Below are 19,402 nucleotides of genomic sequence, written 5' to 3'. Positions count from 1 at the left end.
TCCCGCCATACTCCCCAGACTTCAACCCCATCGAGATGGCTTTCTCGAAGCTGAAGGCCCTGCTTAGAAAAGCCGCCGCCAGAACCATTGACGATCTCTGGTCAGCGGTCGCCGMCTGCCTCTCCGCCTTCACCCCGCAGGAATGCCGGCACTACTTCGAGGCGGCGGGATATGACCCGGACTAAATCGAATCTGCTCTAGAGGGCCGGCGCCGAAGTGTGACTCGAGAGCTGGCGAAGTGTGACTCGAGAGCTGGCGGAGAACTTTGTGGACGCTGCAGCGAAACTCGCGCGTGTGTGTTCTCGCCGCGATGACGCGGCGAGGCATGATGAGAACGCTTTATTCGGAGGCGGTCAGCCGAGCTGAATTTCGATCACACTGCGCGTGCCGCGCGCGCCGTCGCCATAGCAGATGGTCGTGCCGAGCTGATTCGCCATTGTCGAGATAAGCCGGGTGCCGAGGCCGGAACCCTTCGGCGTGCCGGTGCCGTTCCAACCCACGCCATCGTCCTCAACGACCAGACGCGCCCGATTGCCGACCGTTCGCTGCAGCATGACCCGGACCTCGCCGGCGTTGCCACCAGGATAGGCATATTTGTAGGCGTTGGTCAGCAGCTCAGTTACGATGACGCCGATCGAGACTGCTTTGTCCGTCGGCAGCTGCACGCTTTCAAGCTGGGTACGGATCTGCGCCGTGTGGCCGTCGGCGCGAAGCGTCGTGTCCAGTTCGTCGATCAGCGCCTGCAGATAGGCATCGAGCGAGACGGACCTGACATCCTCCGAGGTATAGAGGCGCCGGTGGAGGCCTGCGATGGCCGAGATGCGCGCCTGCGTCTCGTTGAGAGCATTCTTGGCGTGCTGGTCAGTAATTGCCGACGCCTGCAGGCGCACGAGCGCGGCGACCAGCGCGAGGCTGTTGGCGACGCGGTGGTTCACCTCATGAAGCAGAATCTCGGCACGATCGCGCGCGGCGCGCACCTCGCGCTCGGCTTCGAGGCGCTGGCGTTGCAGTCGTGCCTTCTCGATCGCCTGTTCGATCGCGCTGATAAGCAGGACGAGGAACTCGTCGCCGACGGTCTTGATGACGTAGTCAGCCGCACCCGATTTCAGCGCCTCGACGGCCACGCGCGGCTCCTGCGAGCCCGTGACATAAACGACTGGCGGAGCGGAAGGCTGTTCTTTCAGCTTCTCGAGCAGGCCGAGGCCGATGCCGCCTTCGAGGAAATGGTCGAGGACGACGACGTCGATCCCGCCGCCGGCGATGTGCTCGAGGCCGCTGTCAGCATCCGGAGCATGTTCATAAACATATCCGAGCCGGATCAGGGCCTTTTCGACAAGCCGCGCAAGCGCGGGGTCGTCATCGATCTGCAGGACCCGGAATGTACGGTTCGGCAATTTATTCGGTCTCCGGAACTTGCATCACCGAGAAGAAGAGGCCGAGCTGGCGGATGGCATTGGCGAAGCCGTCATAGTCCACCGGCTTGGTGATGTACACGTTGGCGCCGAGGTCATAGCAACGCCGGATCTCGCGTTCGTCGTCGGTGGTCGTCAGAACCACGACGGGCGAGCGGCGGGTGTGCTGATTGTTCTTCACCTTCTCCAGGATAGAAACGCCGGTCATGTCTGGCAGGTTGAGATCGAGCAGAATGAGGAGATGCCGGCCGGCGCTTTCCTGACCCGAGCCGTCAGAGCCCAGCAGATAGGCCAGAGCCTCCGTGCCGTTGGTGAACGGAATGATCTCATTGTTCACGCCGGCGCGCCGGATGTTCTTCTCGATGAGGCGCGCGTGCCCCTCATCGTCCTCGATCATGATGATGGTCACCGGGGTCGCGCGGTTCATGCGTCGCTCCTTGTAATGGTCCTGACGTCCTGTGGCAGGACGATCGTGAAAGTGGTTCCCTCGCCGAAGGTCGAGGACATGCTGATCTCGCCGCCGAGGCTACGCACCAGGGTACGAACATGGGCAAGGCCAATGCCTTCGCCCGGCTGGTCCTGCTGGCCCGAACGGCGGAAGAGGTCGAAGACGCGCTGGTGGTCTTCGGCGGCAATGCCGCGACCGTTGTCGGACACGGAAATCCGCACCTGCCGGGCGGGGGCGTGCTCCGCGCTGATCCGGATGTTCAGCGGCCGGTTCTTGTCGCGGTACTTTACGGCATTGTCCAGAAGATTGCCGACGATCTGTTCGAGCGAAATCCGGTCGGACACGATCCGCGGAACGCTCACCTCAAGCGACGTCTCGCCGTTCGCTTCAGTCACCTGATGCTGGATCGTGTCGAGGTTCGCCTGAAGGAGCGCCTCCAGGTCGATGTCCTCGGGCTTGAGCGGCCGCTTGCCGTCACGCGAGATCTTGAGGATCGCGTTGATCAGTGCATCCATCTTCCGGGTCGAGGAGCGGATGAAGCTGATCGCTTCCGGAAGGTCCTCCTCCGCCGCCTGGCGCGCGTTGCGAATATCCTGTTCGCCTACCTCGCCATCCGCCAGCACATAGGCCTGGATCGCCTTCATCGTCTCGTCCAGCTCGCTGGTGAACCCCATGATGTTGACGAGGGGCGCGCGCAAGTCATGCGTCACGATGTAGGCGAAGCGTTGGACCTCCTCATTGGCGTTGATGAGATCCTGCGTACGTTCTCTCACGCGCTGTTCCAGGCCTGCATTCAGCGCCTCGACTTCCGCGCGGGCCGCGAGAAGATCGCGGGTGTAGCTGAGAGCGGTGATCACCGAGCCGCCGACAACGATGAGGATGACAAGGCCACCGGCGATGGCGACGACGCGCAAGGTATTCGCGCTGCTTTTCTGGTCGCGAATGATCGTCTCGAGGCTGGTGTCGGCATCATCGACAATTTCTGTGAGCAGATCGCGCGCGTCGTCCATGATCTGGTGGCCACGATCGGTCCGCACCACGGCAACCGCATCCGCCATCCGATCGTCGCGGACGAGGGCAATCGTTTCATCAAGCTCATCGAGCTTCTGCTGGAGCGCGGGGCCGAGGGCTTCGACGCGGTCGCGGTATTTCGGCTTGCCGGCAACGTCCTCACGAAGTTCTTCGTAAAGGGGCATGACGCGGTCGCGTGCCGCGTTAAAGGGGGCAAGGTAGGCTTCGTCCTGCGTGATGATGAAGCCGCGCTGGGAGGATTCCACCTGTTGCAGGGCGACGCGCAGGTTGACCGTGTTCACGCGCAACGTGCGCGCGTCGAGAACGTCGTCGAAGAAATACTGGGCGCGGTCGATGAGCCAAACGGTGGTGCCCACCACCGCCACGAGCGCGATGAAGCCGACTATAAGAAGCAACGCGCTATTGCGCACGAATGCAGTCTGGGTGATCGGCATGTATGTCCCCGCCTGTTCGAGCGAACACTCGCTCGGCAACCTTTAGATGTTATTAATTCAGCATATTTCGAAATGAAAATCCGGCCGATCCGATGTTGTGCTCTGATTGACGAGCGAAATGATTTGGCTAAGGCTCTCCTCCCGCCGCTGATCCTGCCGGTACCCACGGAGCGTCCGGAATGCTGGAAAGACGCGATACTTATGCAGCGCTCTACAGGGACTTCCGCTGGCAGATGCCGGAGCGCTTCAATATCGGCCGCGCGGGGTGCGACGTCTGGGCCGAACGCCAGCCGGAACGGATAGCGCTTTTCGATTATCGCAGCGATGGCGCTGCCGAAACGCTGACCTATGGCGAGCTGCGCCGCCGCTCGGATGCGCTCGCCGCGGCACTGCGGGCGAAGGGTGTTGCGCGCGGGGACCGTATCGCGCTGCTGCTGCCGCAGTGCTTTGAAACGGCAATCGCCCACATTGCCATCTACAAGCTCGGCGCGATTGCCGTGCCGCTGGCATTGCTGTTCGGCGTCGAGGCGCTGGAATACCGGCTTCATACTGCCGGCGTGCGTGTCGTCATTACCAACGAGGCGGGACGCGCTAAGATCGCGCAAATCCGGCCGCGCCTGCCGATGCTGGAACAGGTGGTGTCGATCGACGGACCCGGCTTTGGCGCGCTCGATTTTCACAAGCTCCTCCATGATCATCCGGGACCCTTTGAACTCGAAGACACCGGGCCGGACGATCCGGCGCTGATCATCTTCACCTCAGGCACGACCGGCCCGCCGAAGGGGGCGTTGCACGGCCATCGCGTGCTGCTGGGCCATCTTCCGGGCGTCCAGATGCCGCACGAGTTCCTGCCGCAGCCCGGCGACCTGATGTGGACGCCGGCCGACTGGGCTTGGGCGGGCGGGCTGCTCAATGTACTTCTGCCGTCGCTCTATTTCGGCGTACCGGTGGTGGCGGCAAGGTTCGAGCGGTTCGATCCGGAAGCAGCGCTCGGCTTGATGGAGAAGATGAAGGTGCGCAACGCTTTCATCCCGCCGACGGCGCTCAGGATGCTGAAGTCGGCGACGGGTGTGACGAAGCGCTTCAACCTGTCGATCCGCAGTATAGGCTCGGGCGGAGAGTCGCTTGGTCGTGAGACCTATGACTGGGCGAGGAACGAGCTCGGCATCACGATCAATGAGTTCTACGGCCAGACCGAATGCAATTTGGTGCTGGCCTCATGTGCCGCGATCGGCGTCAGCAAAGGCGGGGCGATTGGCAAGGCGGTGCCGGGGCACACGGTTGCGGTGATCGACGAGGAGGGGCGGCGCGTGCCGAAGGGGGAGGCCGGTCAGATCGCGGTGCTGAGGCCCGATCCGGTCATGTTCCTGGAGTACTGGGAGAACCCGGAAGCGACCGCGAGGAAATTCATTGGCGACTGGATGGTCACCGGCGACCAGGGGATCGAGGACGAGGACGGCTACTTCCACTTCTTCGGGCGCGACGACGACGTCATCACCTCAGCCGGCTACCGCATCGGTCCAGGCGAGATCGAGGATTGCTTAACCGGCCACCCCGACATCGCGCTGGCAGCAGTGGTCGGCAAACCCGACCCGCTCCGCACCGAGATCGTCAAGGCATATGTCGTGCTGCGCGAGGGTGCCGAGCGGCGCGAAGGGCTGGAGGCCGAGATCAGTCGCTGGGTGCGCGAGCGGCTGTCGGCGCATGAATACCCACGTGAGGTCGAATTCGTGGACTCGATGCCGCTGACGACGACCGGCAAGGTCATCCGACGCATCTTTCGCGATCGTGCCCGCGCCGAGGCGCAGGAGCGCCGCTAGGTGCGCTTCAGGAGACGTTTGGCCTTGTCACGCAGGCCGCGCGCGAAGGAGCGCACCTGCTCCGTCCGCTGCAGCTCGTGGGCGGTCTGGCGGGTCTGGCGCGCCGCGTCGGGGGTAAGGCCGATGACGAGTATGCCGAGCTGGCGGCGCTCGCTCCACAGCCGGTTCATGATCTGGTTGTCCGGCACGGCGCAGGAGTCGGTCACGGTGACGTTCGGGTCCTCGAGGTGCGAGCGGGTGACCTCGATCATCAGCAGCGTCCCCGGTGAATAGGCGGCGTATTCCTCGTCATAGGCCGTCTTCCAGGTGTAGGCGACGCCGTGCTCGATGAAGACGATGATCACCGCGATCGGCAGTCCTTCGAGGGTGAGGGTGTGGACGCGGCACATGTCCTTTTCGGCGAGCCTCTGCACCGCCTCGCGGGCGAAGGCGGCCTGAAAGCGATCGATCGCCATCGCGGTTCGGGCGCGGCCTTTCCAGCCGCTTGCCTCCAGCGCAAGGAACGCTTCGACGGCGAAGCGGACCTCGTCCGGCTGGCGCGCAACGGTGTGTTCGACCGCGCCCTTTTCCTCAAGCTTCCGCTTCAGGCGCCGGAACTCACGGAGGTGATGCGAGCGCAGCGAGTTGCGAAGATATGCATCGCCATCGAGGTCGCTCTCGATGAAGGCCCGTTCGGCAGCATTGGCCGTCTCGATCGGCAGATTGCGGCTGTCGGCGAGGCTGCGCACCATCGAGGCAAAGGGCCCGTCGAGCCTCACCTCTGGCATAACGAACACCTTCGGCAGCTTGAGGTGCGGGCGGGCCAGCATCTCGAAGAAGTCCTCGATGACGCGGGCCGGATCGTCGCGGTCGACGAGCGGCGTGCCGAGCGGCGCGAACGGGTTCGCCCAGGTGCGCAGGTGAGGCGTGGCAAACGGAACCGATGGCTTCTCGACGGTGAAAGGCACGAGCAGGCGCAGGCGGCTGCGTACCTCATCGCCATCGCGGATGACGGCGAGCCGCACGTCACGATCCTCGAGGCGCGGCATGGCCGGAGCGAGGAAGCGCGGATTGAAAAAGATGTTGGGCTCAATTGAGCGCGCGGCGAGGAAGTCCAGCTCCTCGACCAGCTCGAAGCCGGCGGTTGCCGGATAGATCGACAGCCGTCGCTCGCGCCGCGACATCACCTGTTCGACCAGCGATGGCGGCATCGGCGCATCCGCCATATTGGCGAAGCCGCCGATCATGCGCCCGGAGGCGCTGCCGCTCAGCTCTTCGAGAATAGGAACAGCAGCCATCACGCTTCTCCCATGACGGGTTGTCGCCGCACCGGCACGACCATGGCGATGCCGAGCTTCTGCCAGACAACCAGTGCCAGCACGACGGCCTCAAAGGCCATTGCCGTGACCATGCCAGCCGCGGCACCCCAAAGGCCCAGCCGCGGAATGAGGATCATGTTGATGCCGACATTGACGACGAGGGCCGCGCCATAGATCGCGGCGCAGACATTCTGGTGGCCGGTCATTGTCAGCAGGCTTTCCGCAGGGCCGACCGCGGCGCGGGCGAGCACGCCCAGCACCAGCACGAACAGCAGCGGATAGCCGGTGTCGAAGTCGGGGCCGAACAGCATCAGCATCGGCTTGCCGATGATGAGCACGCCCAACGCCATCGCCACCGAGGGCCAGAGCGTCCAGGCAACGGTTGCGCGGGCGAAGGAGGCAAGGCGCTGGTGGTCGTTGGTCTGATAGTACTCGGCATAGCGCTGGGCGGAGCCTGCCTTCACCGAGAAATAGACGAAGTGGACGAGCGCGAGGATCTTCACGCTCGCGAAGTAAATCGCGACGTCGTGCGGGTCCATGAACCAGCCGACCATCAGCACGTCGGCGTTGGTGAGAATGAAGACGAAGCCCTCGATCAGGAAGATCGGGAAGGAAACGGCCATCCATTCGCGCAGGTGCCAGACCGAGCGGGCGTGGCGTACCTCCGTTGCCGTGCGCGGGATGATCGTCGCCGCCTGCCAGAGTGTGGTGATCAGCGTCGCCAGGATCGCGCAGACCATCGCCGTCTGTCCGGTGTGCGGGTAGTCGAACACCATGGCGAGCGCCATCAGCACGAGGATCAGGATCGGGCGCAGGATATAGATCGGGCCGAGCGCCAGCACGGCCCAGGAATTCGCGCGCGCTGTGCCCTCGATCGTGTCCGACATGGCCAGCATCGGCAGGCACACCATGCCGAGATAGAACGGGATGATGTAGTAGTTCTCGAAATGATCGCTGAACAGCCAGATGCCGGCGATGCCGAGGGCGGCGATCAGTGTCGAGACGCCTGCCACGATGACGCGCGAGGCCTGCATGACGCCGCGCAGCTCGCCCATCGCGCCCTGCACGCGGTATTGCGGGATGTAGCGGACGATCGAGGTGTGGAAGCCGAGGCAGGACAGGTTCCCGGCGATCAGCATCGTCGTCCAGACGAGCACGTAGATGCCGTATTCGTGGCCGCCCATCCAGCGGGCCATCAGCACCTGGCTGAACAGGGCGATCAGCGCGCTGGCGACGCGGATGATGAAGGCGGTCAGCGAGGTTCGGCCGGCATTGTTCTTGTTCTCGGCCGAGAAAATCGTCGCGTCGATCCGGTCCAGCAGCGGCTTCAGGCGCACTGCCAGCGGTTCCGGCAAAAGCCGGTCAGCCGTCGCAACAGCAGAAAATCGCACCCGTCTACTCCGAACACTCCCGGGAACTTGCTCCGGCAGTGTTAGGACGGACTCTTTAAGAAACGGTGAGATGTGCCGCAGCGGCAGTCCCGATGGCAGCTCGGGGTGTGGACAAAGAAAATCGCGCACCGGTTGCCCGATGCGCGATCTGATCTTTCCGGCTGCTGGCGCTTAGAACGCGCCGTGGCAGTGCTTGAACTTCTTGCCCGAGCCGCAGGGGCAGGCCTCGTTGCGACCGACATGCCCCCAGGTCGACGGATCGTTCGGGTCGCGCTGGTCTGCCGGCACGACGCGCGACGAAGCCGCAGCGACTGCGAGCGAGCCGTCGCCGAAGGAGTCGTCGCCGGTCGAGGCATCGATGTGCTCGCCGCGAACGTTGCCCGGCGCCTGCGGGGCAGGGGCGTCTGCCGCCTCGCGCACCAGCTCGACGCGCATCAGCTGCGCGGTCACGGCTTGGCGCAGGTTGCCCAGCATCGCCTGGAAGAGCTCGAACGCCTCGGACTTGTATTCCTGCAGCGGGTCGCGCTGGGCGTAGCCGCGGAAGCCGACGACCGAGCGCAGGTGGTCGAGGTTGACCAGGTGCTCGCGCCACAGATGGTCGAGCGTCTGCAGCATGATCGACTTCTCGACATAGGCCATGATGTCCGGACCGAAACGCTCCGCGCGGTCCTGAGCGGCCGCGTCGGCAGCAGCCTGGATGCGCTCGCGGATTTGCTCCTCGTCGATGCCTTCTTCCTTGGCCCACTCGTCGACTGGCAGGTCGAGGTTGAGATAGGCCAGCACGGCCTCCTTGAGGCCGGCGGTGTCCCACTGCTCCGCATAGGCGTTCTCTGGGATGTGCTTGGCTACGAGGTCCTCGACGACGTCCTGTCGCATCTCGGCGACGGTCTCGCTGAGGTTCTCGCCGTCCATCAGCTCGAGACGCTGCTCGAAGACGACCTTGCGCTGGTCGTTCATCACGTCGTCGAACTTGAGAAGGTTCTTGCGGATGTCGAAGTTGCGGGCCTCGACCTTCTTCTGGGCCTTCTCCAGCGCCTTGTTGATCCAAGGGTGGATGATGGCCTCGTCTTCCTTCAGACCCAGCTTCTGCAGCATGGAGTCCATGCGATCGGAGCCGAAGATGCGCATCAGGTCGTCCTGAAGCGACAGGAAGAACTTCGAGCGGCCAGGATCGCCTTGGCGGCCGGAGCGGCCACGCAGCTGGTTGTCGATGCGGCGCGATTCATGGCGCTCGGTAGCGAGCACGTAGAGGCCGCCGGCTTCGAGCGCCTTCTGCTTCAGCCGCTCGACGTCCTCACGGATCGCCTTTTCCTTGGCTTCGCGCTCGGGGCCTGCAGGCATGTCGCCGAGTTCCTGCGCGATGCGCATGTCGGCATTGCCGCCAAGCTGGATGTCGGTACCGCGGCCAGCCATGTTGGTTGCGATGGTGATCGCGCCCGGACGGCCGGCCTGCGCAACGATCTGCGCTTCCTGCTCGTGGTGACGGGCGTTCAGCACCTGGAAGTCGGTGAAGCCTTCTTTGCGCAGGCGATCTGCGAGGTATTCCGACTTCTCGATCGAGGTGGTGCCGACCAGCGTCGGCTGGCCCTTGGCGTGCGCCTCGCGGATTTCGCGGATGATGGCGCGGTACTTCTCCTCGGCCGTGCGATAGACCTCGTCGTCCTCGTCGATACGCTTGACCGGCAGGTTGGTCGGGATCTCGGTGACTTCGAGGCCGTAGATGTTGGCGAATTCTTCCGCTTCGGTCGCAGCCGTACCGGTCATGCCGGAGAGCTTGGTGTACATCCGGAAGTAGTTCTGGAAGGTGATCGAGGCCAGCGTCTGGTTCTCGGGGTGTATCTGCACCTTCTCCTTGGCTTCGAGAGCCTGGTGCAGGCCTTCCGAGAAGCGGCGGCCCGGCATCATGCGGCCGGTGAACTCGTCGATGATGACGACTTCGCCGTTGCGGACGATGTAGTCCTTGTCGCGCTGGAACAGGCGGTGGGCCTTCAGCGCATTGTTCACGTGATGGACGATGGCGACGTTCTCGACGTCATAGAGGGAAGCGCCCTTCAGCAGGCCCGCCTCGCGCAGCATGTTCTCGAGCTTCTCGGTGCCGCCTTCGGTGAAGGTGGCGGTGCGCTGCTTCTCGTCGACCTCGAAGTCTTCTTCCGACAGGCGCGGAATGAAGGCGTCGATGGTGATGTAGAGATCCGAACGGTCTTCGAGCGGGCCGGAGATGATCAGCGGCGTGCGCGCCTCGTCGATCAGGATCGAGTCCACCTCGTCGACGATGGCGTAGTGGTGGCCGCGCTGCACCATCTGCGCGCGGTCATACTTCATGTTGTCGCGCAGGTAGTCGAAGCCGAGCTCGTTGTTGGTGGCGTAGGTGATGTCGCAGGCATAGGCCGCTTTGCGCTCGTCGTCCGACATGCCGTGGACGATGACGCCGGTCGTGAGGCCGAGGAAGCCGTAGACGCGGCTCATCCACTCGGCGTCGCGCTTGGCGAGGTAGTCGTTGACGGTAACGACGTGGACGCCCTTGCCGGGCAGCGCGTTGAGGTAGGTCGGCAGGGTTGCAACCAGCGTCTTACCTTCACCGGTGCGCATCTCGGCGATGCCGCCGCCGTGCAGGACCATGCCGCCGATCAGCTGCACGTCAAACGGCCGCAGGCCAAGCGCGCGCTTCGCCGCTTCGCGCACTACGGCAAAGGCCGGAACGAGAAGATCATCGATGGAGCGACCCTCGGCGAGCTGGGCACGGAACTCGTCCGTCTTTGCTCGCAGTGCTTCATCGGAGAGCGCGGAAATCTCGCCCTCGAGGGCGTTGATCGCTTCGACGCGCGGGCGGTAACCCTTGACGCGTCGATCATTTGAAGAGCCGAAAATCTTGCGGGCAAGAGCGCCAAAGCTGACCATCAATGGTCCTTTCAGTACGGAACGCCACGGGGTGACGCGGCCAAGCCCGCTGTCGATGTGCCTGGCGGGCCGTGAAACGGGGATAGCGCCCGTGAAAACCCTTCTGGACGCCAAGTGGAAGGACAGATAAGAGGGGCCACAAGCGATGTCAACGCTACGCGACCCAAGGCCTGCAAGCGGAAAATCGCCACATTTCGGCTGGTTTGAAGGATCCACGTCCGTACCGGCCGATCCCATACTGGAGACACCCGAATGATTCACTCCTTCCGCCGCCTGCCGATCATCAGCATCGGTGTTGCAGCCACCATGTTCGCTTTCGCTGGAGCGGCGGGAGCGCAGGCTGACAAGCCGGCCGACGCGCCGACCAATGCAGTCGTGGCAACCATCAATGGTAAGCCGATCACCGAGACCGACCTGCAGGTCGCGATGGCTGACCTCGAGCAGCAGTTCGCTCAGCTTCCGGCCGAGCAGCGCCGCGCTGCCGCTCTCTCGGCGATCATCGAGATCCGCCTGATGGCCGATAAGGCCGAGGGCGCCGGCCTCGCCGAGACCGACGAGTTCAAGAGCCGCATGTCTATGCTGCGCGACCGCGCGCTGCACAGCGCCTACATCGAGAAGAACATCGCCCAGTCTGTGTCCGACGACGCGATCCGCGCCCGCTACGACGAAGAGATCAAGGAGCTGCCGGCGGCAGAGGAGATCCGCGCGCGCCACATCATCGTCAACACCGAGGAAGAGGCCAAGGCGATCATCGCCGAGCTCGACGCTGGTGGCGACTTCGAGGCGATCGCCAAGGAGAAGTCGCAGGACGGCGCTGCTGCCCAGGGCGGCGACCTCGGCTACTTCGGCAAGGGCCGCATGGTTCCGGAATTCGAGCAGGCTGCCTTTGCCCTCGAAGTCGGCTCCTACTCCAAGGAGCCGGTGAAGACCCAGTTCGGCTGGCACGTCGTCAAGGTCGAGGACAAGCGCAACGCCGAGCCGCCGGCATTCGAGCAGGTTCAGCACCAGTTCCGTTCGCTGCTGCTGCGCGAAGCTTATTTCGATGCAGTCAGCAAGCTCCGCGATGAAGCCAAGGTCGAGATCACCGATTCGGCGCTGAAGGATGCCCTCGAGGCTGCCGAAGCCGGCGACGAAGAAACCCCGGCCAACGAGTAATACAAGCACGTCCGCGAAAGCTGTCCAAAATGTCGGATACCATCTCTCCGCTCGCTCCGAAAAAGCAGCCCCGCATGCCGGCCATCGAGGGTCTGCGCATCGCCACCGCCGAGGCCGGCATCAAGTACAAGGGCCGTACGGACCTGCTGACGATGGTGTTCGACGAGGGGACGACTGTCGCGGGCGTCTTCACCCGTTCTAAGTGCCCGTCGGCGCCGGTCGACTTCTGCCGGCAGAACCTGCTGGGCGGGTCGGCCCGCGTGCTGGTGGTTAACTCCGGCAACGCCAATGCCTTCACCGGCAAGAAGGGCCGCGAGACGACGGAAATGACCGCCGAGGCTGCGGCCAAGGCGGTCGGCTGCTCGACCGGCGAGATCTTCCTCGCCTCGACCGGCGTGATCGGCGAGCCGCTTCCGGCCGGGAAGTTCACGCATTTGCTGGCCGAGATGGCGCAGCGCGCCGAGCCTGGCTTGTGGGCAGAGGCCGGCAAGGCCATCATGACCACCGACACCTATCCGAAGTACGCCACCGCCAAGGTGGACTTCGGCGGCGTAGAAGTCACAATCAACGGCATCGCCAAGGGCGCGGGCATGATCGCGCCTGACATGGCGACGATGCTTTCGTTCATTGCCACCGACGCGCCGATCGAGGCGCCGGTACTGCAGAACCTTCTGTCGGCCGGCGTCGGCAAGACCTTCAATGCGGTGACCGTCGACAGCGACACGTCGACAAGCGACACGCTGCTCCTGTTCGCGACCGGTGCAGCAGCCAAGCGCGGCGCGGCGCGCGTCAACGATGCCAAGGATCCGCGCCTGGTGCCGTTCCGCCGGGCGCTCAACAAGATGCTCAAGAACCTCGCGCTGCAGGTCGTGCGTGACGGTGAAGGCGCGCGCAAGCAGGTTGAAGTCACCGTGACCGGCGCCAAGTCGGCGCGCTCGGCCAAGCGTATCGCGCTGTCGATCGCCAACTCGCCGCTCGTGAAGACGGCGGTTGCCGGCGAAGACGCGAACTGGGGCCGCGTCGTCATGGCTGTCGGCAAGGCCGGCGAGCCGGCAGATCGCGATCTGCTGGCAATCTGGTTCGGCGACATCCGCGTTGCCGTAAACGGCGAGCGCGACGCGGACTACTCGGAAGAGGCGACCTCAGCCTACATGAAGCGCGACGAGATCGTCATCCGCGTTGACATCGGCCTTGGCCGCGGAAAGGCGACCGTCTGGACCTGCGACCTTACCAAGGAATACGTTGCCATTAACGGTGACTACCGGTCGTAAGGCCGCCAGGAAGGTCCGATGCAAGGCAGCGACCCGCAACGCCAGAACCTTTTGCCGGCGGTCCGCCGGCTGGAGGCTGCGGGATTCCGTGCCTGGCCCGCAAGTTCGGTGCAATATGACGGCCTGTGGGCGATCCGCTTGACGGGTGGCCATCCGGCAAAGCGCCTCAACTCGATAAATCCGCTCGACCCGGCCGACCATGGCAACATGGCCGAGCGGATCGAGCGCGCCGCCGGCAAGTTCGAGGAGTGCGGCCGGCCGCTGACCTTCCGCATGTCGCCTCTCGCTTCTGAAAAGCTGACCGAGCATCTCGACAGCGAGGGCTGGCAGCGGTTCGGGGAGTCGCTGGTGATGCAGTCGGATCTCAGCAAAGAGGTACTGGACGGTGCTTTGCCTCAGGAGCCGCTGCAGGACGCTGACCAGTACGTCAGCGCTGCGATCGAGATCGGCAACGTCGCCGCGTCGCTCAGGCCGGGACTTTCCGAGGTAATTGCCGGGATCAAGCCGGAAGCCGGCATGTTCGTGCTGGAAGAGGGCGGGGTGCCTGTCTCCACCACGATCTGCGTTCGCGACGGCGACCTTGCCGGCATTTTCGAGGTGGCGACCAGCAAGGAACAGCGTGGCCGCGGCCATGCCCGGCGGCTACTGCTCTCTGCGCTGAAGTGGGCGCAGCACCGAGGAGCCAAACGCGCCTGGCTGCAGGTCGAGGCTACCAACGGGCCCGCATTGCAACTCTACCGGTCGATGGGGTTCGGCGAGGTCTATCGCTACCACTACCGGCAGCCAGCAAGGGGATGAATCAAGTGAGCGAGACGCCGAAGAAACTTGTTCTGGTTGCCGCCTGTGCGCTGGTGGACGCGGACGGGCGCGTGCTGATCGGCCAGCGCCCCGAAGGAAAGCAGCTTGCGGGGTTGTGGGAATTTCCCGGAGGCAAGGTCGAGCCTGGCGAGACACCGGAGGAGACGCTGGTGCGCGAGCTGGCTGAGGAACTCGGGATCGAGACAAAGGTCGCGTGCCTGGCCCCGCTCACCTTCGCCAGCCACTCCTACGACACCTTCAATCTCCTGATGCCGCTTTATGTCTGCCGCCGCTACTGGGGAATTCCGCAGGCGAAGGAGCATCAGGCGCTCAAGTGGGTGCGCCCGAAGAACCTGCGCGACTACCCGATGCCGCCAGCCGACGCGCCGCTGATACCCTTTCTGATCGACCTCCTCTAGGGTCAGCAGAACTTTAACAAAACGTTCAGCGAGTTGTGAAAGGTTTACCCATCATGTGCGTGATGGGAACCTTGCATGAGCAGCAATGAATGGGGCCGCTCCCGCGCGGGGCGCAGGACCGGCCTGGTCAATGCGGGCATGGGTGCGCTGAGGCTGTCGCTGCTGTTCGGTTCGGCAGCCATTGCGCTGGCGATGATCCTGACCCCGATCGTGGCCAAGCAGACCGAGAGGCTCGCGCAGTCCGACCGCTCGTTTGCGGGCGTGGACATGATGTCGACCGGCTCGATCAGCCCCGGCAATCAGCGCTCCGGCTCCACCTACATTGTCCGTCGTAGCGTGCTGCAAGCCGACCCGAATGCCGTCTGCGTCATCCGCCAGAACGGAACGCGTTCCGGCGCCTGCTGAGGCGAGTTGTGGGCCGGACGAGGCCCGTTTGCACTTTATTCACCTCAAACCAATCAGGCCGTTCGCGTTAACCTCTTTTACCGGGACCGTCCTTACCCTTTGGTCAAACGCGCAGGTGCGCCCCGACAAGGGATAAGGATATGCTCAGGAAGTTCTTCAGCGATGAAAGCGGTGCGACGGCAATCGAGTACAGCCTCATCGCCACTCTTGTATCGCTGGCGATCATGGGCGGCGTCGGCCTGGTAGCGGACAACGTCGCGGCCATGTTCCAGAAGACGTCCGAAGGCTACAGCAACGCCACCAGCGTGCGCTGATCGCAGCCGATCAGGCGATCAAGGCGTCTCAGAGCCCTTGCCCAATACCTTTGCGAGCGAGACCTGGCCGCTGCCCGGCTTGAGCGGCTTTTGCTGCGACGCATGCGGCGCCCAGCCCGACAGCCAGATGGTGGCGAATGTTGCCCGTACTCTCCCGTCAGGGTCGGAGAAGCGCTCCGCATAGATTTCTGCCGCCCGCAGAAACAGCGCCTTCGATGCAGGTTTGCGGCCGCGCTGGACCAGCACGTTGGTCGCGCCCATAGCGCGCAGGTCGCGGATCAGCCCAAACATCGAGTCATAGCGAACCGTTACCGTCTCGAGGTCCGCGACGGGAAGCGCCAACCCCGCCCGCTGCAGCAGGCCGCCGGCGTCGCGCACGTCCGTAAACGGGAAGACGCGGGGGCTCGCGCCGCCATAAAGCTCCGTTTCCGCGGCCAGCAGCGCTTCGCGCAGTTCGGCAAGCGTGCCGTTGCCGGCCATGCAGCCGAGGAACAGGCCGTCGGGGCGCAATGCCCGGCGGATCTGCACCAGCATGCCTGGCACGTCGTTTATCTCGTGCAGCGCATAGAGCGAGACGGCGAGATCGATGCTCTCTGGCTCGAACGGTACGGTCTCGGGGACAGCGGTAATGCCGTCGAAGCCTGTCTGGCCGGCATCGACCTCCACCCGCGCGACGCTGGCGACCTTGCCTGACTGCGCCATCACACGCGCGGCGGCATCCGTAGTCGAAAACAGGGCAGCACCCTTCTCGAAGCGGCGCTCGACGGCGCTCAGCCGATCGGCCAGGTCTTCCGCCGCCCGTTCCATCAGAAAGGCAGCGCCCTCATCGGCGATACGTGCCGCGCGGCGCTTGCGTGCAAGCAGGCTCTCAATGTCGAAAACGGGTTCCATCGGGACTCCTTTGTCCGTCCGGTATATGGTGACGGCAGGGTGGGATGTCTCGTGGCTGAAACGTCGGTTCAGTTCAAGAGCCTGATCGCCGCTGCGGCGCAGTGGGCCGGGCGGATGCTGTTTCCGCCTGTCTGCGCGGGGTGCCAGAGGCTGGTGGCCGAGACCGGCGCGCTATGCGGTGAATGCTGGCCGAAGCTTCGCTTTCTCGAACAACCTTGGTGCGATGTGCTTGGCACGCCCTTCTCCTACGAGGTAGGCGAGGGGATGCTGTCGGCGGATGCGATCGCGAACCCACCGCCGTTCCGGCGGGCCAGGGCAGCGGTTTCCTACAATGGTGTCGCGCGGCAGATGGTGCTGAACCTGAAATTCGGCGACCGCACCGAGCTTGCGCCATCAATGGCGCGCTGGATGCTGCGGGTCGCGCCGGATCTCGTTGCCGATGCCAATCTCATCGTGCCGGTGCCCTTGCACCGAACGCGCTATTTCAACCGGCGCTTCAACCAGTCTGCCGAGCTTGCCCGCGCCCTGTGTGCGCTCACCGGTAAGCGATTCGCGCTGGAGGTAGTGATTCGCGCTCGCGCGACCCGGCAGCAGGTCGGCCTGACCGCCCGCGCGCGTGAGGAAAACGTCCGCGGCGCGTTCCGTGTGCCAAAGCACATGATGCCTCAGACACGTGACAAGCACATCCTTGTGATCGACGACGTCTATACGACCGGCAACACCGTTACCTCGCTGACGAAGACCCTCAAGCGGGCAGGCGCGACCGAAGTAGACGTGCTTACGTTCGCGCGCGTGCTGCCGGGGGACTTCCGGCCGGAAGAAGCCGGCTCTATATGAGAGACAACAACGGTGGATAGAAAAATGCCCGAAGTGACCATCTACACGCGGATGATGTGCGGTTACTGCGCAGCCGCGAAACGTCTTCTCGACCAGAAAGGCGTTGCCTATGTCGAGCACGACGCCAGCTTTTCTCCGGAGCTGCGGCAGGAGATGATCCAGCGCTCGGGCCGTAACACCTTTCCCCAAATATTTATCGGCGACATTCACGTCGGCGGCTCGGACGATCTTCACGAACTGGAAGCAGCAGGGAAGCTCGACGCATTGCTGGCCGGCGAAAATTCATAGGTAGGACAGATGAGCATTGTGAAGGTCGCAGCGGTCCAGATGCGTTCCGGAACCAGTCCGGAGCGGAACGCTGCGGATTTTGAGAAGCTGGTGCGCGAGGCAGCGTCGAAGGGCGCGCAGTATGTGCAGACGCCGGAAATGACCGGCGCGCTGGTGCGCGGCAAGGACGAGTTGAAGGCGATCCTCAAGCCTGAGGCTGAGGATCTGATCGCGCGCAAGGGAGCAGAGCTCGCAAAGCAGCTCGGCATCTACCTGCATGTCGGCTCGACCGCGATCGCGCGCGACGACGGCAAGGTCGCGAACCGCGGCTTCATCTTCGCGCCTTCGGGCGAAAAGATCGCCAGCTACGACAAGATCCACATGTTCGACGTCGACCTCGACAATGGTGAGAGCTGGCGCGAATCCGCGACCTATGAGCCGGGTACCTGCGCGTCGGTCGTCGACCTGCCGTTCGCCCGCCTCGGCATGGCCGTGTGCTACGACATCCGCTTTCCGCAGTTGTTCCGCGCGCAGGCGATGGATGGTGCGCAGATTTTGACTGCACCTGCCGCCTTCACCCGGCAGACTGGTGAGGCGCACTGGCATGTCCTGCAGCGCGCCCGGGCGATCGAGAACGGCGCCTGGGTCATCACCGCCGCACAGGGCGGCAAGCACGAAGACGGCCGCGAAACCTATGGCCACTCGCTGATCATCGATCCGTGGGGCCGCGTCGTCGCCGAGGCCGATCATGACGAGCCGGGCGTGGTCGTCGCGGAAATCGATCCCGCCGCGTCCGCCGAGGCCCGCAAGAAGATACCAAACCTGAAGAACGCGCGTCCGTTCGAGGTGGCGAACTTCGGGGCATAAGGGAGCAGCGCGCCGCCATGATCCGCTTTACGCTCTGCTGCGAAAAGAAGCACGAGTTCGACGGCTGGTTCCGCAGCAATGCTGATTTCGACACCCAGAAGGAGCGGGGGCTGGTGACCTGCCCGATCTGCCACTCGCCCAAGGTCGAGAAGACGCTGATGGCGCCCAACATCTCGACCGGACGGCAGCAGGAAAAGATCGCGCTTGCCATGGGCGAGGAGCAGCGCATGGCCCTCGAGAAGCTCAAGGAGTTCGCCCGCAAGGCCCGCGAGAGCGCCGACTATGTCGGCGAGCGCTTTGCCGAGGAGGCCCGCAAGATCCACTTCGGCGAAGTGGAGCCGCGCGGCATCTATGGCGAGGCGACGCCGGAGGAAGCGCGCCAGCTCATCGACGATGGCGTCGACTTCATGCCGCTGCCCGTATTTCCAGATGACCAGAACTGAGCCCGCATGAGGGGCCTCTGGAATTCCGCCATTGGTCTCCTCATCGTGACCGGCACGCTGCTGGGGCTGATGCTGCCATTCGGCAAGGTGGCGGGCGAGGCAGGCGTGCCGCCAGTGGTCTGGGCGATGCTGGTCTCGGCTGGGGCCGCAGCGGTGCTGCTTATTACCATGCGTGCCCGCAACGAACGGCTCGGCCTCGATGCCCGGCGCCTGCGCTTCTACGGCATCTCGGCGGCCGTCTCCTATGCGATCCCCAATCTCGTCGTGTTCTCGGCCATGCCGCACCTTGGCGCGGGCTACATGGGCATAATGTACACGCTGTCGCCGATGTTCACGCTGATCCTGTCTGTCATTTTTCGGGTGCGGAAGCCCAACCTTCTGGGCATGCTCGGCATCGTCATCGGCTTCGTCGGCGCCGTGCTCGTTGCGACGACGCGAGGGGAAGCGGGTGCGCCGGCCTCGATAACCTGGGTTGGCATTGGGCTGACGCTTCCGGTGCTGCTTGCCTGCGGCAACGTTTACCGGACCTGGGACTGGCCGGAAGGTGCCGGTCCGACCGAGCTTGCCGTCGGCAGCCATCTCGCTTCCGGGCTGATGCTGCTCGGGCTCGCAGCCGTGACCGGGCAGCTCCCTGGCATTGCCCTGTTGGGTGATCTGCCGGGACTATCGCTGGCGCAGGTCGCATCGGCCGCCGGCATGTTCGTCTGCTACTTCCGCCTGCAGGCGGTGAGCGGGCCGGTTTATCTCAGCCAGATCAGCTACGTCGCCGCCGCGATCGCGATCATCTCCGGCACGCTGCTGCTTGGCGAGTCCTATGCGTTCCTGACCTGGATCGGCACGGCGATCATCTTCGTCGGCGTCGTGATGACAACGAAGGCACAGACGGCGGGGTAGGCCTGATCGCGCGTTGCTGCGCCACTTCCGTGGCACGCCCCCTCCACCATGCTTCGCATGGTCCCCCTCCCCCATAAATGGGGGAGGATCCGAGGGCCGAGTGCGACG

19 protein-coding genes and 1 pseudogene are annotated in these 19,402 nt (G+C 64.2%); 13 read left to right on the top strand and 7 right to left on the bottom strand.

All coding sequences use genetic code 11. The annotated features are described in order from the left end of the window. Positions 1 to 185 (top strand): annotated as a pseudogene (locus L610_RS12495) (IS630 family transposase); the annotation flags it as partial. A gap of 168 nt (positions 186 to 353) precedes the next feature. On the opposite strand, the gene L610_RS12490 reads toward L610_RS12495, so the two are convergent. Genes L610_RS12490 through L610_RS12480 form a run of 3 tightly spaced genes read right to left on the bottom strand, consistent with a single transcriptional unit; the run spans position 354 to position 3,326 of the window. Then, positions 354 to 1,394, bottom strand: a complete 1,041-nt coding sequence (locus L610_RS12490; RefSeq protein ID WP_144705459.1) for a histidine kinase dimerization/phosphoacceptor domain -containing protein — start codon at positions 1,392 to 1,394, stop codon at positions 354 to 356. 1 nt (position 1,395) lies between these two features. Beyond that, positions 1,396 to 1,839 carry a response regulator gene (locus tag L610_RS12485; protein WP_144705457.1) on the bottom strand — a complete coding sequence of 148 codons (444 nt, stop codon included), beginning with the start codon at positions 1,837 to 1,839 and terminating at the stop codon, positions 1,396 to 1,398. Next, positions 1,836 to 3,326 (bottom strand): CHASE3 domain-containing protein, encoded by a 1,491-nt coding sequence (locus L610_RS12480; RefSeq protein WP_144705455.1) that lies wholly within the window; start codon positions 3,324 to 3,326, stop codon positions 1,836 to 1,838. The genes L610_RS12485 and L610_RS12480 overlap by 4 nt, the downstream gene beginning before the upstream one ends. A 179-nt stretch (positions 3,327 to 3,505) precedes the next feature. On the opposite strand from L610_RS12480, the gene L610_RS12475 reads away from it, so the two are divergent. Continuing rightward, a complete protein-coding gene (locus L610_RS12475; protein WP_144705453.1) occupies positions 3,506 to 5,146 on the top strand; it encodes an acyl-CoA synthetase in 1,641 nt (546 codons plus the stop codon). Here L610_RS12475 and L610_RS12470 read toward each other — a convergent pair. The 3 genes from L610_RS12470 to secA all read right to left on the bottom strand — a co-directional run bounded on the left by L610_RS12470 (position 5,143) and on the right by secA (position 10,733). Next, positions 5,143 to 6,423 (bottom strand): GNAT family N-acetyltransferase, encoded by a 1,281-nt coding sequence (locus L610_RS12470; RefSeq protein WP_144705451.1) that lies wholly within the window; start codon positions 6,421 to 6,423, stop codon positions 5,143 to 5,145. The two genes, L610_RS12475 and L610_RS12470, sit on opposite strands and share 4 nt — an antisense overlap. Next, positions 6,423 to 7,835: a lipopolysaccharide biosynthesis protein gene (locus L610_RS12465; RefSeq protein WP_144705449.1), complete on the bottom strand. Its 1,413-nt coding sequence runs from the start codon at positions 7,833 to 7,835 to the stop codon at positions 6,423 to 6,425. The genes L610_RS12470 and L610_RS12465 overlap by 1 nt, the downstream gene beginning before the upstream one ends. 171 nt (positions 7,836 to 8,006) lie before the next feature. Continuing rightward, complete coding sequence (gene secA, locus L610_RS12460; protein WP_144705447.1) at positions 8,007 to 10,733, bottom strand: preprotein translocase subunit SecA; 2,727 nt, start codon at positions 10,731 to 10,733, stop codon at positions 8,007 to 8,009. A gap of 252 nt (positions 10,734 to 10,985) precedes the next feature. On the opposite strand from secA, the gene L610_RS12455 reads away from it, so the two are divergent. The 6 genes from L610_RS12455 (at position 10,986) to L610_RS12430 (ending at position 15,095) form a co-directional block, all read left to right on the top strand. After that, positions 10,986 to 11,888, top strand: a complete 903-nt coding sequence (locus tag L610_RS12455; RefSeq protein WP_024849264.1) for a peptidylprolyl isomerase — start codon at positions 10,986 to 10,988, stop codon at positions 11,886 to 11,888. Positions 11,889 to 11,917: 29 nt separating this feature from the next. Then, positions 11,918 to 13,159 carry a bifunctional glutamate N-acetyltransferase/amino-acid acetyltransferase ArgJ gene (argJ, locus tag L610_RS12450; protein ID WP_144705445.1) on the top strand — a complete coding sequence of 414 codons (1,242 nt, stop codon included), beginning with the start codon at positions 11,918 to 11,920 and terminating at the stop codon, positions 13,157 to 13,159. Between the two features lie 18 nt (positions 13,160 to 13,177). Continuing rightward, positions 13,178 to 13,957 (top strand): GNAT family N-acetyltransferase, encoded by a 780-nt coding sequence (locus L610_RS12445; RefSeq protein ID WP_024849266.1) that lies wholly within the window; start codon positions 13,178 to 13,180, stop codon positions 13,955 to 13,957. 5 nt (positions 13,958 to 13,962) lie between these two features. After that, complete coding sequence (locus tag L610_RS12440) at positions 13,963 to 14,376, top strand: (deoxy)nucleoside triphosphate pyrophosphohydrolase (protein ID WP_024849267.1); 414 nt, start codon at positions 13,963 to 13,965, stop codon at positions 14,374 to 14,376. A 75-nt stretch (positions 14,377 to 14,451) separates the two neighbouring features. Further along, complete coding sequence (locus tag L610_RS12435) at positions 14,452 to 14,781, top strand: hypothetical protein (protein ID WP_024849268.1); 330 nt, start codon at positions 14,452 to 14,454, stop codon at positions 14,779 to 14,781. Between the two features lie 140 nt (positions 14,782 to 14,921). Next, positions 14,922 to 15,095: a Flp family type IVb pilin gene (locus L610_RS12430; RefSeq protein ID WP_084466122.1), complete on the top strand. Its 174-nt coding sequence runs from the start codon at positions 14,922 to 14,924 to the stop codon at positions 15,093 to 15,095. Positions 15,096 to 15,113: 18 nt separating this feature from the next. Here the strand turns inward: L610_RS12430 and L610_RS12425 are convergent, their stop codons facing one another. After that, the gene (locus tag L610_RS12425) at positions 15,114 to 15,986 is read right to left on the bottom strand and encodes a methyltransferase domain-containing protein (protein ID WP_144705443.1); all 873 of its coding nucleotides are present in this window, start codon (positions 15,984 to 15,986) and stop codon (positions 15,114 to 15,116) included. Between the two features lie 51 nt (positions 15,987 to 16,037). Here L610_RS12425 and L610_RS12420 point away from each other — a divergent pair, with 51 nt between their 5' ends. The 5 genes from L610_RS12420 to L610_RS12400 are packed head-to-tail and all read left to right on the top strand — an operon-like array spanning position 16,038 to position 19,294. Then, on the top strand, positions 16,038 to 16,823 hold the full coding sequence (locus L610_RS12420; RefSeq protein WP_246659005.1) for a ComF family protein: 786 nt from the start codon (positions 16,038 to 16,040) through the stop codon (positions 16,821 to 16,823). 24 nt (positions 16,824 to 16,847) lie between these two features. Beyond that, positions 16,848 to 17,111, top strand: a complete 264-nt coding sequence (gene grxC, locus L610_RS12415; protein ID WP_024849271.1) for a glutaredoxin 3 — start codon at positions 16,848 to 16,850, stop codon at positions 17,109 to 17,111. A gap of 9 nt (positions 17,112 to 17,120) precedes the next feature. Then, on the top strand, positions 17,121 to 17,957 hold the full coding sequence (locus L610_RS12410) for a carbon-nitrogen hydrolase family protein (protein ID WP_144705441.1): 837 nt from the start codon (positions 17,121 to 17,123) through the stop codon (positions 17,955 to 17,957). A gap of 17 nt (positions 17,958 to 17,974) precedes the next feature. Continuing rightward, positions 17,975 to 18,400, top strand: coding sequence for a DUF1178 family protein (locus tag L610_RS12405; RefSeq protein WP_024849272.1), 426 nt, complete (start codon positions 17,975 to 17,977; stop codon positions 18,398 to 18,400). 6 nt (positions 18,401 to 18,406) lie between these two features. After that, entirely contained in the window at positions 18,407 to 19,294 is an 888-nt protein-coding gene (locus L610_RS12400; RefSeq protein ID WP_144705439.1) for a DMT family transporter, read from the top strand. Positions 19,295 to 19,402 lie beyond the last annotated feature (108 nt).

Origin of the sequence: Aminobacter sp. J44 (assembly GCF_007829415.1) — a bacterium.
Lineage (GTDB): Bacteria > Pseudomonadota > Alphaproteobacteria > Rhizobiales > Rhizobiaceae > Aerobium.
The sequence above is the reverse complement of the archived record's forward strand: the minus strand, read 5'-3'. Positions and strand labels throughout refer to the sequence as shown.